The following is a 17084-nucleotide window of genomic DNA, read 5'->3' as shown; positions in this document are numbered from 1 at the left end:
CCGCACCCCCACACCGATGGCCCGCTCGTCCACGTCGAAGGTGCCGCGGTGCAGGTCCAGCGGGGCGCCGCCGCCGTGCGTGCCCAGCCGGGCCAGCGCGATCGGCAGCACGTCGGCGAACCAGCCGAAGTCCTCGCCGCCCATGCTCTGCGGTGAGAGCCGCAGCCCGTCCTGACCGACGGTCTCCAGCGTCGCCGCGCGCAGCAGCGCGACCGACCGCGGGTCGTTGACCACCGGCGGGACGCCGCGGATGTAGTCGACCTCCACCTCGGCGCCGGTGGTGGCGGCCACCCGCTCCACCAGCGAGCGCAGCAGCGTCTCGGCCTCGTGCCACGTGTCGCGGTCGAGCACCCGCACGGTGCCGCGCAGGAGGCCCCGCTGCGGGATCGCGTTGGCCGCGACCCCGGCGTTGACCGCCCCCCAGACCAGTGACATCCCGGCGCGCGGGTCCACCTGGCGGGACAGCAGCGCGGGCAGGTCGGTGATCAGCCGGCCGAGGGCGTCGACCAGGTCGACGGTCAGCTGCGGGCGGGCGGTGTGCCCGCCGGGGCCGGTGAGCGTGACGTCCATCCGGTCGCAGGCCGCGGTGATCGCCCCGGTGCGCAGGCCGACCGAGCCGGCCGGCAGGGACGGGTCGCAGTGCAGGGCGAAGGCCCGGGAGGCGCCGTCGAGCACCCCGGAGGCGACCACCTCGGTGGCGCCGCCGGGGACCGTCTCCTCGGCCGGCTGGAAGACGCAGCGGACCGTGCCGGGCAGGTCGTCGAGCGTGGCCAGGGCCAGGGCGGCGCCGAGGACGACGGTGCTGTGCACGTCGTGCCCGCAGGCGTGGCACATGCCCTCGCGGGTGGAGGCGTACGGGACGTCCTTGAGGTCGGCCAGGGGCAGCGCGTCGATGTCGGCCCGCAGCACGACCACCGGATCACCGGAGCCGACCTCCACCACCAGCCCGGTGCCGGTGGGCAGCCGCTTCGGGGTCAGCCCGGCGTTGCGCAGCTGCTGCTCGAGGAAGGACGTCGTCTCGAACTCGGCGAAGGCCAGCTCGGGGTGAGCGTGCAGGTGCCGGCGCACGGCGACCAGCTGCGAGTGCCGGTCACCGGCCCAGTCGTCGACCGCCGTGCCGAGCTTCTCCGGGAACTCGGTCATGCGGCGTGGCCCCCGGCGGGCGTGCTCGGCGCGCCGGCGGGGCCGGCCACCGGCAGGCCGTCGCGCAGCTCGGCGACCAGGCTGTCCACGACCGCGCGCAGGTCGCCGCCGGAGGCCGCGGCCACCGCCCGCTGCCGCTGGTAGGAGGCCCCGACGGCCAGGATCCGGTGGACGTCGGCGAGCTCGGCCTCGCACCCGAGCCGGCGGGCGACGGGCTCGAGCTCCTCGACCAGGTCGCTGATCGCCTGCCGCACCGGCCGCACGGTGCCCTTCTCGTCGACCACGATGTCGGCGTCCAGGCCGTACCGGGCCGCCCGCCACTTGTTCTCCCGCAGCACCCAGCCGGCCGGCACCGGCAGGATGTAGCCGCGGTCGAGCTGGGTGTCGAACTGCTCGACCAGGCACTGGGAGAGCGCCGCCACCGCACCGATCTCGTCGAGGGTGGGCAGCCCGTCGCAGATGCGCAGCTCCACGGTCCCGAAGTCCGGGTGCGGGCGGATGTCCCACCAGACCTCGCGCACGCTCTCGATGGCGTGGGTGGAGATGAGCGTGTCCATGTACTCCTCGAAACGGTCCCAGCCCGACAGCTGGTAGGGCAGCCCCGCGGTGGGCATGCCCTCGAAGACCTTGGAGCGGGCCGACGCCAGCCCGGTGTCGCAGCCCACCCAGTACGGGGAGGACGCGGACAGCGCGAGGAAGTGCGGCACGTACTGGGTCAGCGCGTTGACGATCGGGATCGCCTTCTCCGGCGCCCGGACGCCGACGTGCACGTGCACCCCGAAGATCTGCAGCCGGCGGGCCAGCCACTGCATCTTCTCGACCAGCTGGAGGTAGCGCTCCTTCGGCGAGATCTGCTGGGTCTGCCAGTCGGTGATCGGGTGGGTGCCCGCGCACATCAGGTCCAGCCCGCGACGCCCGGCGGCGGCCCGCACCTCGGCGAGGGTGCCGGCGAGGTCGGCCTTGGCCTCGGCGACCGTGGTGCAGACGCCGGTGATGATCTCGACGGTCGACTGCAGCAGCTCGTGCTTGGCCTTCGGGTGGTCCTCGGCGCCCTCGGGCCGGAGCTCCTCGAGGATCTCCACCGCCCCGGCGGTCAGCTGACGGGTCTCGAGGTCGACGAGCTGCAACTCCCACTCGACGCCGAGGCTGGCGCGTTCGGAGGACCGGAAGGGGATCTGCACCCCGGGAAGTCTAGGGACGATCACCGCACCCGGCCCGGCCGCGGATCACCGCCGGCGCCCGCGTGGCCGCGGCCGGCGTCCGGGCTCTGCGTTAGCGTCGCCCGGTGAGCCGAACCCCCGCCGGAACCGACCCCGCCGCCCTGGCCGCCCGCGCGGCGGAGAGCCTCACCGGCGCCCTCGGCGACGGCCACGACGTCGCGATCGTCATGGGCTCGGGCTGGGCTCCGGCCGCCGACGCCTTCGGGGCCGTCGAGGGCAGCGTCGCCATCGGCGACCTCCCCGGGTTCGCCGCCCCGACCGCGGTCGGCCACGGCGGGGAGATCCGCTCGGTGCGCGTCGGCGACGCCCGGGTGCTGCTCTTCCTCGGCCGCACCCACCTCTACGAGGGCCGGGGCGTGGAGCCGGTGGTGCACGGCATCCGGACGGCGGCCGCGGCGGGCGTGCGCACCGTCGTCCTCACCAACGCCGCCGGGGGGCTGGCCCCCGAGCACCGGGTGGGGCAGGCGGTGCTCATCAGCGACCACCTCAACCTGACCGCCCGCTCGCCGCTGGTCGGCGCCACCTTCGTCGACCTGACCGACCTGTACTCCGCGCGGCTGCGGAAGCTGGCGCAGCAGATCGACCCGGCGCTCACCGAGGGCGTGTATGCGGCGCTGCCCGGCCCGCACTACGAGACGCCGGCCGAGATCCGGATGCTGCGCACGCTCGGGGCCGACCTGGTGGGCATGTCCACGGCGCTGGAGGCGATCGCCGCCCGCGCCGCTGGCATGGAGGTTCTCGGGTTGTCGATGGTCACCAACGCCGCGGCCGGGATCACCGGTGAGGCGCTGGACCACGAGGAGGTGCTCGCCGCCGGCAAGGCCGCGGCCGGCCGGCTCGGGGAGTTCCTCGTCGAGTTCGTGGGGCGGCTGGCATGAGCGCGCCCGTCCTGCTCACCGGCGCGGCCGGGCGGATCGGCACGGTGCTGCGCGGCGGGCTGCCCGAGCGCGGCTGGGCCCTGCGGTCGCTGGACGTCGTCCCCGTGACCGACGCCCGCCCCGGCGAGGAGCAGCTCGTCGCCGACGTCACCGACCTCGTCGCGATGGAGGACGCCGCGCAGGGCGCGAGCGCGGTGGTGCACCTGGCCGGCATCTCGGGCGAGTCGACCTGGGCGGCGATCTCACACGCCAACATCGAGGGCACCTACTCCGTGCTCGAGGCCGCCCGGCGGGCCGGGATCTCCCGCGTCGTGCTGGCCAGCAGCAACCACGCCACCGGGTACACCCCGCGGCCGGCCGAGGGGCTGCTCCGCGAAGAGGACGCGCCGCCGCGGCCGGACACCTACTACGGCGTCGCCAAGGTGGCGATGGAGGCGCTCGGCTCGCTCTACGCCGACCGGTACGGCATGGACGTCGTCTGCCTGCGGATCGGCAGCGCCTTCCCGGAGCCGACGAGCACCCGGATGCTGTCGACCTGGCTCTCGCCGGCCGACCAGGTGTCCCTGGTGGACGCCGCGCTGAGCGCCCCCTCCCCCGGCTTCGCCGTGGTCTGGGGCGTGTCGGCCAACACCCGCAGCTGGTGGGACCCGGCCGCGGCCCGGGCGCTGGGCTACGAGCCGGCCGACGACGCCGAGGCGTTCGCCGCGGCGCTGATCGTGGCCGAGGGCGAGCCCGACCTCTCCGACCCGGTGCACCGGCTGGTGGGCGGGCAGTACACGCTGCCGTCGTTCGACGCCGAGCACTTCGAGGTGCGATGAGCGAGCTCTCGGGCTGGGACATGCGGCTGCTCGACGCCGCCCGGGACTGGGCCGACGCCGACCCGCACCCCGGGGACCGCGCCGAGGTCGAGGCGCTGATCGAGGCGGAGAACGTCGAGGAACTCGAGCGCCGCTTCGCCGGCCCGCTCACCTTCGGGACGGCCGGGCTGCGCGGGCCGCTGCGCGCCGGGCCGTCCGGCATGAACGCCGCCGTCGTGACCCGCGCCGCGGCCGGGCTGGCGCGGTACCTGGCCGACTCCGGACACGCCGGGGGCGGGGTGGTCATCGGGTTCGACGCCCGCCGCCGCTCCGACGAGTTCGCCCAGGTGTCCGCGGCGGTGCTCGCCGCCGCCGGGTTCGCCGTCCAGGTGCTGCCCCGGCCGCTGCCCACGCCCGTGCTGTCCTTCGCCGTCCGGCACCTGGGCTGCGCGGCCGGGGTGATGGTCACCGCCAGCCACAACCCGCCCGACGACAACGGCTACAAGGTCTACCTGGCCGACGGCGCGCAGCTGGTGCCGCCGGCGGACCGGGAGATCGAGGCGGCGATCGCGGGCGCCGGACCGGCGCGGGAGGTGCCGCGGTCCGACGACTGGCTGACGCTCGGGGACGACGTCGCGGCCGACTACGTGGCGGCGGTGGTGGACGCGCTCGAGCCTTCCCGCGTGCCCGACCGCGACCGCCTCGTCGTCGCCTACACCGCCATGCACGGCGTCGGCGCGGACACCACGCGCGCGGTGTTCGCGGCCGCCGGGTTCGCCCCGCCGGTCAGCGTGCCCGAGCAGGACGCCCCCGACCCCGCTTTCCCGACGGTGGCCTTCCCGAACCCGGAGGAGCCCGGCGCGGTCGACCTGCTGACGGCGCTGGCCGAGCGCGTCGGTGCGGACGTGGCGATCGCCGAGGACCCCGACGCCGACCGCTGCTCGGTGGTCTGCGGTGGGCGCCAGCTCACCGGCGACGAGGTCGGCGGGCTGCTCGCCGACTGGCTGCTGCGCCGCGGCGTGCGCGGCACCTATGCGGCGTCGCTGGTGAGCGGGTCGCTGCTGCACGCGCTCGCCTCGTCCGCCGGCGTGCGGTTCGCCGAGACGCCGACCGGGTTCAAGTGGATCGTCCGTGCCGGCACTCCCGAGGACCCGCTGGTGTTCGGCTACGAGGAGGCGCTCGGGTACGCCGTCGCCCCCGACGTCGTGCGGGACAAGGACGGCATCTCCGCGGCGCTGGCCGTCGCGCTGCTGGCCGCGGAGCTCAAGGCGTCGGGCCGCACGCTGCTGGACCGGCTCGACGAGCTCGCGACCGAGCACGGGCTGTTCGTGACCGGGCAGCTGTCGGTGCGGGTGGAGGACCTCTCGCGGATCGCCGGGATGATGACCGGGCTGCGCAGCCGTCCGCCGTCGCACCTGCTGGGGCGCGAGGTGGCGTTCTCCGACCTGCTGTTCGAGACGCCGGCCGTGGACGCCGTCCGGCTGCTCGGCGACGGGGTGCGGGTGATCGTGCGGCCCAGCGGCACCGAGCCGAAGCTCAAGGCCTACCTGGAGACGGTGGTGCCGGTGCACGACGACGCGGGGCTGATCGCCGCGCGCGGGCGGGGCGCCGACGAGCTGGACCAGCTGCGCGCCGAGATGGCTGCCGGGCTGGGGCTGTGATGGACGTCCGCGCGCTGGTCTTCGACGTGTTCGGCACGGTGGTGGACTGGCGCGGCGGGGTGGCCCGCGAGGCGCGCCGGCTGCTGGGACCGGCGGTGGACGCCCCCGCCCTGGCGGACGGGTGGCGCGGGCAGTACGTGCCGTCGATGGAACGGGTGCGATCGGGCGAGCTGCCCTGGACGCCGCTGGACGAGCTGCACCGCTCCTCCCTCGACGAGGTGCTGGCCTCGCTGGGGGTGCCCGGGGTCCCGCGGCCGGTGCGCGACGAGCTCGTGCTCGCCTGGCACCGGCTGGACCCGTGGCCCGACGTCGTCCCGGGGCTGACCCGGCTGCGGGAGTCGCACGTGCTCGCGCCGCTGTCCAACGGCAACGTGGCGCTGATCGTGGACATGGCCCGCCGGGCGGGCCTGCCGTGGGACCTCGTGCTGGGGGCGGAGATCGTGCGGCACTACAAGCCCGACGCCGAGGTCTACGACTCCGCTCCCCGGCTGCTGGCGCTCGAGCCGGCGCAGGTGTTGATGGTGGCTGCGCACGTCGACGACCTGGCGGCGGCCCGCAGGCGCGGCCTGCGGACGGCCTACGTGCACCGGCCCGACGAGTTCGGCGGGCGGCAGGTGCCGCCGGCGAGCGATCCGGACGCCGACCTGTCGGTGTCCTCGTTCGAGGAGCTGGCCGACCGGCTCGGAGCCTAGGGCGCGGCCGTGATCACCGGGTTCCACACCATCGTCTACTCCGACGACCCCGCGGTTCTTCCGCGACGTGCTGCAGTGGCCGTCGCTGGACGCCGGCGGGGGTGGTTGATCTTCAAGACCCCGCCGGGCGAGCTGGGCGTGCACCCCACTGCGGAGGAGCCGGGCGAGCGCTCGGCATCCGTCCCGTTCCACCAGGCCTCGCTGATGTGCGACGACATCGAGGCGACCGTCGCCGACCTGCGCGCCCGGGGCGTCGAGGTGCGCGACGAGGTGCAGGACCAGGGATTCGGGCTGGTGACGTCGGTGCGGGTGCCCGGGGCGGGCTGGCTGTTGCTCTACCAACCGCGGCACGGGCTCGCGTACGAGCTGGAGGGCTGAGCACTCCGCCCGCTGACCGGGTGAATGTCCACAGGCAGGATGCCGGAACCTTCCCGAGCTCCGTAGTCTCCCGGCGACCGGTGATCGAATCGGGGGTGGGACGACGTGACACGGCGCTGGATGCGACTGGTGGCGGGCCTCGCGGCCGGGGCGGCCGTGCTGAGCGGCTGCTCGGACAAGCAGGAGGCGAGTGACACCCTGCCCAGCGCGAGCGCCGAGGCGAGCCCCACCGAGGCCGCGCTCCCACCCCTCGGCCCTGCCGATCTGCCGATGCCCGACGAGGCTCGCACCCAGGACGCCGCCGGCGCCGAAGCCTTCGTCCGGTACTACATCGACCTCATCAACCGGACGTCGACCGTGATGGACGCAGCTCCCCTCCGCGAATTCAGCGACGGCTGCACGGAATGCGACCGTGTCGCGACCGATACGGAGAATGACGCCGCAGCGGGTTACCACTACGAAGGTGGGGCACTGACGCTTACAGAGATCGGGCGGCCACTAGTACGAGAGAGGACAGCCGAAATCCCGTTCCGGGTTGATTTGGCCGCGCTCACAGTCGTCGACCAATCCGACCAACCAGTACCCGAGCTTAGTTTCAGCGCTTACCCAGCTCTCCTCTCTAGCATTACTCTTCAGTGGGACAACAACCGGACATGCTGGATTTCAACCCAACTCTCACTCGGATGAGCAATCGGTTGAAGGTCCTCTTTCTCTTGCTGGCGATACCGGCATGGACGCTCGGACTAACGATTCAAGGCGCCGAGGCAGACGAGCACCTTTGCCGCATCCACTGCGATGGCCCGAACGTGGGCATCGGAGCAGGGGCCCTTACGGCAACGTACGCCTACCAGGGACCTGATGGTCGATGGATCGCAAGCAATGAGGCCTCCGGAGAACAGCCGTATATCTACAGGCTCCGAACCACATGCCAGGTAGACATCGAAGCTGGCGACGTGTGCCGGGCAGATGACGAGGTCCTGTGTACAGCGCCCCCAGATCGGGTCGTACAGACGCTCGTCCTCGAGCGCCAGAGGCTAGTTCAGTCCGACGGCACAACCGTGGATGGATTTGACCCCCTGGGCGCCGCTCCGGGGAGCGCCGTGGGTGGCTGGCTATCGTTCGCCAGAGACTGCGTCGACATCACGGCGCTGAACCCGCCGCCGTCACCGGGGGAGGTGTTCCGCTACTTCCAGACGCTCCCACTGCCCGAACTGGTCACCCAGCAGCAACCACCCGGCAACGGCCTGGCCGGCCTGCCGGTCATCTTCTTCACCGACGGCAGCCAGACCACGCAGACGTTCACCGTGACCATCCGCGGGTTCACCGTGGACATCGTCGCCACCGCCACCGGCTTCACCTGGCACACCGGCGACGGCGCCGAGCTCACCACCACCGACCCCGGGGCCCCGTATCCGGACCACACGGTCACCCACGACTACCGAAGCGGCACCTACACCGCCTCCCTGACCACCACCTGGAGCGGCACGTTCAGCGTGAACGGCGGCGCCAGCGCCGACGTCCCGGGCACAACGACCACCGACGGCCCGCCGGTGACGTTCACGGTCCTGCAGGCCCGCCCGGTGCTCACCAACCCGTACGACTGAATGCTCTACGAGTGTTTCCCGTGCTCTGGGAGTCCTGCAGGGCTCCCGAAGCACGAGAAACACTCCCGAAGCCGCACCCCCGAAGCCGCACCCTCGAAGCCGCACTCGCCCGAACCGCCCTCAGCCCTCCACGAGCTCCCGGCAGCCGGACTCCAGCGCCCGCTCCGCGGTGGCCAGCACCGCCACCACGTTCCGCGCGAACCCGACATCGCAGGGGTGCCGGCCCCCGGTCAGCGCCGCCGCGGCCAGCTCGTCGACCGCCACCTGCAGCGCCTCCACCGGGTGCTCGGTGTCAGGCAGCAGCACCACCCGACCGGCGTCCCCGTGCACGAAGAACTCGATGCCCGTCGACATCGGCGCCACCGTGTGCGACAGCGTCAGCGTCGAGGCCACCCCGGGCGTGGCGTGCTGCAGCACCAGGTGAACGGTGTCGCCCGCGCCGGCCCCGGCCTGCACCGCGGTGACCGGGCCGAGCGAGGGCATCAGCAGCGAGAGCGCGTGCGGGCCGATGTCCCACAGCGCGCCGTGTTCGCGCCGCCAGGCCGAGTCGAACGGGCTGCCGGCCAGCGCGCTGAGCCAGGAGCCCGCGCCGCCGGCGAGACGGGTCCGGGCCGCCTGCGACAGCCAGGTGGCCGTCCCGGGCTGGAAGCGGAAGGTGAAGAACACGACCGACGCGACACCGGCCGACGTCGCGGCCGCCACGACCCGGTCGGCCTCCGCCAGCGACAACCCGATCGGCTTCTCCAGCAGCAGGTGCCTGCCCGCCGCGGCGGCCCGCTCGGCCAGACCCACCTGCACGGACGGCGGCACGGCGACGGCCACCGCGTCGACGTCGGCGAGCAGGGCGTCGAGATCCGCGTAGCCGGGGACGTCGAACTCGGCGCCGACCGCCTTCGCCTTGGCGAGGTCCCGGCCCCACACCCCCGCGAGCTCGGCCGAGGGGTGGGTGGCCAGTGCGGCCGCGTGCACGGTGCGCGCCCAGTGGCCGGTGCCGAGGACGCCGACGCGCATGCTCAGACCGCGCCGAACTGGCGGTCGCCGGCGTCCCCGAGCCCCGGGACGATGTAGGCCTGCTCGTTGAGCTCCTCGTCGACCGAGGCGGTGAACACCCGCAGCGGCAGCCCGCTCTCCGCCAGCCGCTCGAGACCCTCGGGCGCGGCCAGCGCGCACAGCACCGTTATGGAGGTGGCGCCGCGCTCGGTGAGCAGGCCGCAGCAGTGCACCAGCGAGCCGCCGGTGGCCAGCATCGGGTCGAGGACGAACACCTCCCGGTCGACCAGCGTCTCCGGCAGCGAGGCCATGTAGGCCTCCGGCTGGAAGGTCTCCTCGTTGCGGGCCAGCCCGACGAAGCCCATCTGCGACTCCGGCAGCATCCCGTGCGCGGTGTCGGCCATGCCCAGGCCCGCCCGCAGCACGGGAACGATCAGCGGGGGCGCCGCCAGCCGGTAGCCGGTGGTCCTGGTGACCGGGGTGGTGATCGGCTCCTCGGCGACGGCGAGGTCCCGGGTGGCCTCGTAGACCAGCATCTGGGTGAGCTCGCGCAGCGCGGCGCGGAAGGCCGCGTTGTCGGTCCGCTCGTCCCGCATGCGGGTGAGGCGAGCACGGGCGAGCGGGTGGTCCACGACGGTCAGCTGCACGCGCGCCACGGTAGCGGCCCGCCGGTCACCGGATCGGGCCCACATCGCAGCCCACCACGCGGGTCCTCCCCGACGACGCGCGGCACCGGCTCGGCGGGAAGGGCCTGGGCTGCGACGACGACGCGGCAGGAGAACCGCCCCGGGGTGGCGCCCCTCGTCGTCCGGCCCGTCCCTGCCCCCGGTGGCCGCCCGCACGTGGACACCCGGACGGGTGTGCGGACGGTGGGCGGCACCGCCGCACGGGGGAGAATGCCCGCATGACCGACCTGCTCGATCCACACGCTCTGGCGGCGGAGACCCCGCCGCGGCGCGAGCCTCCAGCGCCGTTCCGCGACGTGACCCGCTCCGGCGCCGCATTCCGGGCCTTCCTGCACGGTCTGCCGGGGGTCGACCAGGTAGGCGCCGAGGCGCGGACGGCGGTGCTCGGCACCCGCTCGATCAAGACCACCGCCAAGGCCTGGGCCATCGATACCGCCATCGCGATGGTCGACCTCACCACCCTCGAGGGCGCCGACACCCCCGGCAAGGTGCGCAGCCTCGCCGCCAAGGCGAAGCAGCCCGACCCCACCGACCCGGCCACCCCGCAGGTCGCCGCGGTCTGCGTCTACGGCGACCTCGCCGGCATCGCCCGGGAGGCCCTGGCGGGCACCGGCATCCACGTCGCCGCCGTCGCCACCGCCTTCCCCAGCGGCCGGGCCAGCCGGGCGGTCAAGCTCGCCGACGTGCAGGACGCCGTCGCGAACGGCGCCGACGAGATCGACATGGTCATCGACCGCGGCGCCTTCCTCGCCGGCCGCTACCTCGACGTCTACGACGAGATCGCAGCGGTCAAGGAGGCCTGCGGGGACGCCCACCTCAAGGTCATCCTCGAGACCGGCGAGCTGGTCACCCTCGACAACGTCCGCCGCGCCTCCTGGCTGGCGATGCTCGCCGGCGGCGACTTCATCAAGACCTCCACCGGCAAGATCTCCCCGGCCGCCACCCTGCCGGTCTGCCTGGTGATGCTCGAGGCGGTCCGCGACTTCCGCGCCGCCACCGGCCGGCAGGTCGGGGTCAAGCCGGCCGGTGGCATCCGGACGACGAAGGACGCGATCAAGCACCTCGTGCTGATCAACGAGACCGTCGGCCCGGACTGGCTCTCCCCCGACTGGTTCCGCTTCGGCGCCTCCAGCCTGCTCAACGACCTGCTCCTGCAGCGGCAGAAGCTCCGAACGGGCCACTACTCGGGCCCCGACCACGTGACGGTGGACTGAGATGACCAGTGTGTTCGAGTACGCCCCCGCGCCCGAGTCGCGCTCGATCGTCGACATCGCGCCGTCCTACGGCCTGTTCATCGACGGCGAGTTCGTCGACGGCTCCGGCGAGCCGTTCAAGACGGTCAACCCGGCCACCGAGGAGGTTCTCTCCGAGGTCGCCTCCGGCACCGAGGCCGACGTCGACCGCGCGGTGAGGGCCGCCCGCCGGGCGTTCACCCGGGTGTGGGGCCCGATGCGCCCGGCCGACCGCGGCAAGTACCTGTTCCGCATCGCCCGGCTGCTGCAGGAGCGGGCGCGGGAGTTCGCCGTCCTGGAGTCGCTGGACAACGGCAAGCCGATCCGGGAGTCCCGCGACGTCGACGTCCCCCTGGCCGCGGCGCACTTCTTCTACCACGCCGGCTGGGCCGACAAGCTGGACTGGGCGGGCCTCGGGCCGGGCCCGCGGCCGCTCGGCGTGGCCGGGCAGGTCATCCCGTGGAACTTCCCGCTGCTCATGCTGGCGTGGAAGGTCGCCCCGGCGCTGGCCACCGGCAACACCGTCGTCCTCAAGCCGGCCGAGACCACCCCGCTGACCGCGCTGCTGTTCGCGGAGATCTGCCGGCAGGCCGGCCTGCCGCCCGGCGTGGTCAACATCGTGACCGGCGCCGGCGACACCGGCCGGGCGGTCGTCGAGCACGACGACGTCGACAAGGTGGCGTTCACCGGATCCACCGAGGTCGGCAGGTCCATCGCCCGGGCGGTCGCCGGCACCCGGAAGAAGCTGACCCTCGAGCTGGGCGGCAAGGCGGCCAACATCGTCTTCGACGACGCCCCGATCGACCAGGCCGTCGAGGGCATCGTCCAGGGCATCTTCTTCAACCAGGGGCACGTGTGCTGCGCCGGCAGCCGGCTGCTGGTGCAGGAGAACGTGCACGACGAGGTCATCGCCTCGCTGCAGCGGCGGATCGGCACGCTGCGCCTCGGCGACCCGCTGGACAAGAACACCGACATCGGGGCGATCAACTCGGCCGAGCAGCTGGCGCGCATCCGCGAGCTGTCGGACGTCGGCGAGGCCGAGGGCGCGCAGCGCTGGCAGCCGGCCTGCGAGCTGCCCGAGCGCGGTTACTGGTTCCCGCCGACGGTGTTCACCGACGTCTCCCCCGCACACCGCATCGCCCGCGACGAGGTCTTCGGCCCGGTGCTCTCGGTGCTCACCTTCCGCACCCCCGACGAGGCCGTCGCCAAGGCCAACAACACCACCTACGGGCTCTCGGCCGGGATCTGGACCGAGAAGGGCTCCCGGATCCTGAAGATCGCCGACCGGCTGCGCGCCGGCGTGGTGTGGGCCAACACGTTCAACAAGTTCGACCCGACGTCGCCCTTCGGCGGCTACAAGCAGTCCGGCTACGGCCGCGAGGGCGGCCGGCACGGGCTCGCCGCGTACCTGAAGGGTGCCGATCAGTGAGCTCCGACCGTCTCGCCGTCCGCAAGACCTACAAGCTGTACGTGAACGGCGCCTTCCCGCGCTCGGAGTCCGGCCGCACCTACGAGGTGACCGACGCGAAGGGTCACTTCCTCGCCAACGCCGCGCTCGCGTCGCGCAAGGACGCCCGGGACGCCGTCGTCGCCGCCCGCGCCGCCTTCCCGAAGTGGTCGGGCGCCACCGCGTACAACCGCGGGCAGGTGCTCTACCGGGTGGCCGAGGTGATGGAGGGCCGGCACGTCCAGTTCTGCGAGGAGGTCGCCGCCGGAGAGGGGCTCTCCTCCGGCAAGGCCCGCGCCGCCGTCGACGCCGCCATCGACCGCTGGGTCTGGTACGCCGGCTGGACCGACAAGCTGGCGTCGGTGCTCGGCGGGGCCAACCCCGTCGCCGGCCCGTACTTCGACTTCTCCGTGCCCGAGCCCACCGGCGTGGTCGCCGTCCTCGCGCCGCAGCGCTCCTCGCTGCTGGGGCTGGTCAGCGTGCTCGCGCCGGTGCTGGCCGGCGGCAACACCGCCGTCGTCGTGACGTCGAAGGAGCGCCCGCTGCCCGCGGTCACCCTCGGCGAGGTGCTGGCCACCAGCGACGTGCCCGCCGGCGTGGTCAACCTGCTCACCGGCGACGCCGAGGAGATCGGGCCCTGGCTGGCCGAGCACGACGACGTCGACGCCGTCGACCTCACCGGCGCCCCGGCCCGCCGGGCGATGGAGCTCGAGCGGCTGGCCGCCGGCAGCATCAAGCGGGTGCTGCGCCCGCCGGCGGAGGAGCCGGACTGGACCGCCGACCCCGGCCTGGCGCGGATGACCCCGTTCCTGGAGACCAAGACCGTCTGGCACCCGATGGGCGTCTGACGGCCCCGTCCCGGGTCGGTCCCCTGCAGGGTCCCGCCGCGAGCTTGCGAGTGGCGGGGGGCAGGGGATCCTTCCCCGAGGGGTGGGGAGGACGGGGTCCTTCATCGGGCAGGATGTGCTCGTGGCCAGGCCCAGCATCGTCCCCATCGCCCTCACCGTCGACGACCGCGTCGGCTACACCCTCTGGGCGCCGCCGTGGGAGGAGGACGGCGAGGAGTGGCAGGCCTTCCTCGGCGCGTCCGAGGACGACGCCGCGACGGTCCACCTCTTCCCCACCCCGGCGGCGCTCGCGGCGTTCTGCCGCACCCGCACCGACCACGACCTCGCCGACCACCCGGTCTGGCCGGTCGTCGTCGGCCTGGGCGCCGCTGACCTGACCCCCGACGAGGACCACCGCTACGACCTCGACGGCGTCTACGACGTCGCCGCGGAGAACCCCGACCGCTGGGCGGTCGAGGAGCTCGCCGCGACCATCGACATCGTGACCCGGCTGGCCGAGTGCCTCGACGTGGAGGAGGACACCGACGAGGACGAGATCGACGGGCTCAGCGACGAGGACGACGACCGGGACGTCGACGCCGACGTCGAGCTGGACCGCCGCCCCGCCGGCGACGTCGAGCGCGGCGGCGAGTTCGGCGCCCTGACCGAACTGGTCGCCCGGCCCGAGGTCGGCTCGCTGGGCCTGGGCGTGGACGCCTTCGTCGGCCGCTCCGGCGAGGACGCCTGGGCCGGCGTCGGGGCGGCCCTCGACGACCTCTGGGAGGACGTCCTCGAGGAGCTGGGCGAGCACCTGGACTGGACCGGTGGCGGCACGGTGACCCTCGAGGACTACCCGTCGGTGGCCGAGGCCGAGGAGGACCTCGAGGAGGAGCCGAGTCCAGCGGAGGAGACCGGGGCCGGTGCAGCGCAGGCCCCCCCGGCCCCGCCGTCGCCCGCGCCCGGGGTGAGCGCGATCGCCCGGCCCGGCCGGATCTCGGCCACACCGGACGAGGTGGCCGCGGCCGCGAAGTTCTGGGAGTCGGTGGGCATCCTGCCGGTCGAGATCGTGCTGCCCGAGGGCGCCGGGGTCACGCTGCGCTGCTACGTCGACGACCGGGCCCGCTTCCTGGGCCGCGAGGGCCAGATCTACCTCTTCGCCACCCCGGCCGACCTCGCCCGCTTCTGCGCCGGGGACGAGGAGCACGACCTGACCGAGATCGCCTCCTGGCCGGAGGTGGCCGAGACCAGCACGCCGCCGCTGCCGGCCGAGCAGGACCGCTACGACCTCACCGAGCTCGCCGACGTGCTCACCGAGGTCGCCGACGGCGCCGCCGGCCTGGTCGAGCACCACGCCCTCGTCCAGCCGGTGGAGGGCGTCCGGGACGTCGCCGAGTACGCCGGCCTGACGCGGGTCGAGCAGCTGCTGACCCCGCCGGCCGCGCTCGGCCAGGCCGTGGCCCGCGGCGAGCGGAACCCCGACGCCACCCTGCGCGCCGAGGACGCCGCCACGCTGCGCCCCGCCTGGGACGAGGTCGTCACCGAGGTCAGCGGGGCGCTGGTCTTCCGCGACTGATCCTCGCCCGCCCTCTCTCGGCGTTGATCATGGGCTTCTTGTTGCGGGACACGCTGCCGGCGGCGTGTCCCACGGCAACAGGCCCATGATCGACAAGGGGAGCGACCGCACGACACACGGCAGCGGCCGGCCCCGGGAGATCCCGGGACCGGCCGCTGCCGTGTGTCGCGTGCTCAGTCGGAGAAGTCCGCCGAGCGGCTGGGCCGCTGGCCCTGGCCGCGGTAGGTGCTGGCACGACGCTCACCCGAGCCGGACCGCTCGCCGTAGGAGCCGTTCCCGCGGGCACGATCGCCGAACGAGCGCTCACCCGAGGACCGCTCCCCGGCAGGCCGGGGACGGTCGCCGAACGAACGGCGGGGGCCGCCACGGTGACCGCCGGTGGGACGGTCGCCATCCCGACGGGGACGCCCACCCGGACCACCGGCGCCACGACGCATGTCGCGCTGGGTCCGCTCCTTGGGCTCCACCGGGATGCCCGTGGCGACGAGCTCGTTGATCGGAGCGTCGCCCGGGCGGGTCCGGTCGACGGCCGGATCCACCTTGGCCTGGCGGAACCGGCGCTTGGCCTGGCCCACCTGGTCGGGCAGCAGCAGCGAGACGACGACCCCGGCGGCACCCGCGCGGGCAGTACGCCCCGAACGGTGCAGGTAGGTCTTGGCGTCCGTCGGCGGGTCGTAGTGCAGGACCAGCGAGACGTCGTCCACGTGGATGCCACGGGCGGCGACGTCGGTGGCCACCAGCACCGGCGAGCGCGCGTCGGTGAACTCCTCCAGCGCCCGCTTGCGCGCGGACTGGGGCAGCCCACCGTGGATCGCCTCGGCCTTGATCCCGGCCGCCTTCAGGTTCTCGGCCAGCCGGTCCACGCCGAGCTGGGTGCGCGCGAAGATGATCGTGCGCCCGGGGCGGCCGGCCAGCTCGGTGGCCACCTGCAGCTTGTCGCGGAACGCGAGGCTGAACGCAAGGTGCTCCGCGGGCGGGGCGTCGTCGCCGGCCCGCTTGACCTCGTGGCGGGCCGGGTCCTTCAGGTAGCGGCGCACCAGGGTGTCGACCTCGCCGTCCAGCGTGGCGGAGAACAGCAGCCGCTGGGCGTTGCGGTCGGTCTGGTCGAGCAGCTCCTTGACGACCGGGAGGAAGCCCAGGTCGGCCATGAAGTCGGCCTCGTCGAGGACGGTGACGACGACCTCGGCGAGGGTGGCCTCGCCCTGGCTGATCAGGTCCTGCAGCCGGCCGGGGGTGGCGATGATGACGTCGACGCCGCGGCGCAGCTGCTGGATCTGGCGGTACATGGGCGCGCCGCCGTAGACGGTGGCGAGCTGGACGCCGGTCGCCTGGCCGAGGGGGGCAAGGTTGTCGTGCACCTGCTGGGCCAGCTCACGGGTCGGCACGAGGACCAGCCCGCGAGGGCTGCGGCGGCCGTTCTTCACCTCGGCACCGATGCGGGCCAGCAGCGGCAGGCCGAACGCCAGCGTCTTGCCCGAGCCGGTGGCGGCCTTGCCGAGCACGTCTCGCCCGGCGAGGGCGTCGGGCAGCGCCGAGGTCTGGATGGCGAACGGGTGGCGGATGCCTCGGCGCTCGAGCGCGGTCACCAACTGCTGGGGCAGACCCAGCTGGCGGAACGTCGGGCCGGTCGGCTCGGCTGGCGCCTCGGCGATGTTCTCGGGGGTGACGCTCTCCGAGGAGGTGGTGCTCTCCGAAGCGACGGTGCGCTCGGGGGCGGTGTTCTCAGTGGTGTCCGACTCGAACGAGACAGGGTGGACCAAAGTCATGCGGGGTGGGGCTCCGATACAGCTCGGAGCGCGTCCCGTGAAAAAGGAGGCGCCGCAGGTACCGGCGTCCTCACTGGCGATCGTCTGCGCCCAGGGATGGAACGCTGGATCTGCACGGATGCGCTCATGCCCGGACAAACCGTCCGGGAGGGTGACCGGCCTGTGTGCCGGTACACCTACCGTAGCAGCG

16 protein-coding genes are annotated in these 17084 nt (G+C 73.7%); 11 read left to right on the top strand and 5 right to left on the bottom strand.

Annotated features, from left to right (window positions below; genetic code table 11):
- Both BMZ50_RS23070 and BMZ50_RS23065 read right to left on the bottom strand, forming a co-directional pair.
- Positions 1-1143, bottom strand: a 1143-nt coding sequence (locus BMZ50_RS23070) for an amidohydrolase (protein ID WP_091329939.1), incomplete at its 3' end; no start/stop codon positions are given.
- Positions 1140-2324, bottom strand: coding sequence for a glutamate--cysteine ligase (locus BMZ50_RS23065; protein WP_091329937.1), 1185 nt, complete (start codon positions 2322-2324; stop codon positions 1140-1142). The genes BMZ50_RS23070 and BMZ50_RS23065, both read right to left, overlap by 4 nt.
- A gap of 104 nt (positions 2325-2428) precedes the next feature.
- Between BMZ50_RS23065 and BMZ50_RS23060 the strand changes: the two genes are divergently transcribed.
- The 7 genes from BMZ50_RS23060 to BMZ50_RS23030 all read left to right on the top strand — a co-directional run bounded on the left by BMZ50_RS23060 (position 2429) and on the right by BMZ50_RS23030 (position 8373).
- Positions 2429-3241: a purine-nucleoside phosphorylase gene (locus tag BMZ50_RS23060; RefSeq protein ID WP_177212954.1), complete on the top strand. Its 813-nt coding sequence runs from the start codon at positions 2429-2431 to the stop codon at positions 3239-3241.
- Entirely contained in the window at positions 3238-4059 is an 822-nt protein-coding gene (locus BMZ50_RS23055) for an NAD-dependent epimerase/dehydratase family protein (RefSeq protein ID WP_091329935.1), read from the top strand. The genes BMZ50_RS23060 and BMZ50_RS23055 overlap by 4 nt, the downstream gene beginning before the upstream one ends.
- Complete coding sequence (locus tag BMZ50_RS23050) at positions 4056-5699, top strand: phospho-sugar mutase (protein WP_245753823.1); 1644 nt, start codon at positions 4056-4058, stop codon at positions 5697-5699. The genes BMZ50_RS23055 and BMZ50_RS23050 overlap by 4 nt, the downstream gene beginning before the upstream one ends.
- Entirely contained in the window at positions 5699-6391 is a 693-nt protein-coding gene (locus BMZ50_RS23045; RefSeq protein WP_091329933.1) for a haloacid dehalogenase type II, read from the top strand. Before BMZ50_RS23050 ends, BMZ50_RS23045 begins: the two co-directional genes overlap by 1 nt.
- Positions 6392-6400: 9 nt before the next feature.
- Positions 6401-6769 carry a VOC family protein gene (locus BMZ50_RS23040; protein WP_143087265.1) on the top strand — a complete coding sequence of 123 codons (369 nt, stop codon included), beginning with the start codon at positions 6401-6403 and terminating at the stop codon, positions 6767-6769.
- A 105-nt stretch (positions 6770-6874) separates the two neighbouring features.
- Positions 6875-7456, top strand: a complete 582-nt coding sequence (locus BMZ50_RS23035) for a DUF6318 family protein (RefSeq protein WP_177212953.1) — start codon at positions 6875-6877, stop codon at positions 7454-7456.
- A gap of 413 nt (positions 7457-7869) precedes the next feature.
- Positions 7870-8373, top strand: coding sequence for a hypothetical protein (locus tag BMZ50_RS23030; protein WP_091329928.1), 504 nt, complete (start codon positions 7870-7872; stop codon positions 8371-8373).
- A gap of 120 nt (positions 8374-8493) precedes the next feature.
- On the opposite strand, the gene BMZ50_RS25130 is transcribed toward BMZ50_RS23030, so the two are convergent.
- The gene (locus BMZ50_RS25130) at positions 8494-9384 is read right to left on the bottom strand and encodes a Gfo/Idh/MocA family protein (RefSeq protein ID WP_091329926.1); all 891 of its coding nucleotides are present in this window, start codon (positions 9382-9384) and stop codon (positions 8494-8496) included.
- A 2-nt stretch (positions 9385-9386) separates the two neighbouring features.
- On the bottom strand, positions 9387-10010 hold the full coding sequence (upp, locus tag BMZ50_RS23020) for a uracil phosphoribosyltransferase (protein WP_091329946.1): 624 nt from the start codon (positions 10008-10010) through the stop codon (positions 9387-9389).
- A gap of 257 nt (positions 10011-10267) precedes the next feature.
- Here upp and deoC point away from each other — a divergent pair, with 257 nt between their 5' ends.
- The 4 genes from deoC (at position 10268) to BMZ50_RS23000 (ending at position 15128) form a co-directional block, all read left to right on the top strand.
- Positions 10268-11263, top strand: a complete 996-nt coding sequence (gene deoC, locus BMZ50_RS23015; protein WP_218146399.1) for a deoxyribose-phosphate aldolase — start codon at positions 10268-10270, stop codon at positions 11261-11263.
- Position 11264: 1 nt separating this feature from the next.
- On the top strand, positions 11265-12710 hold the full coding sequence (locus BMZ50_RS23010) for an aldehyde dehydrogenase family protein (RefSeq protein WP_218146398.1): 1446 nt from the start codon (positions 11265-11267) through the stop codon (positions 12708-12710).
- Complete coding sequence (locus tag BMZ50_RS23005) at positions 12707-13576, top strand: aldehyde dehydrogenase family protein (protein WP_091329924.1); 870 nt, start codon at positions 12707-12709, stop codon at positions 13574-13576. Before BMZ50_RS23010 ends, BMZ50_RS23005 begins: the two co-directional genes overlap by 4 nt.
- A 121-nt stretch (positions 13577-13697) precedes the next feature.
- Positions 13698-15128 carry a hypothetical protein gene (locus BMZ50_RS23000; RefSeq protein ID WP_091329922.1) on the top strand — a complete coding sequence of 477 codons (1431 nt, stop codon included), beginning with the start codon at positions 13698-13700 and terminating at the stop codon, positions 15126-15128.
- A 173-nt stretch (positions 15129-15301) separates the two neighbouring features.
- Here BMZ50_RS23000 and BMZ50_RS22995 read toward each other — a convergent pair whose 3' ends face one another.
- Positions 15302-16894, bottom strand: coding sequence for a DEAD/DEAH box helicase (locus tag BMZ50_RS22995; protein WP_091329920.1), 1593 nt, complete (start codon positions 16892-16894; stop codon positions 15302-15304).
- Positions 16895-17084 lie beyond the last annotated feature (190 nt).

The organism is Geodermatophilus ruber (assembly GCF_900114385.1).
GTDB classification, from domain to species: Bacteria; Actinomycetota; Actinomycetes; order Mycobacteriales; family Geodermatophilaceae; genus Geodermatophilus; species Geodermatophilus ruber.
Note: the sequence above shows the minus strand (reverse complement) of the source record. Positions and strands in the feature narration are given on the sequence as shown.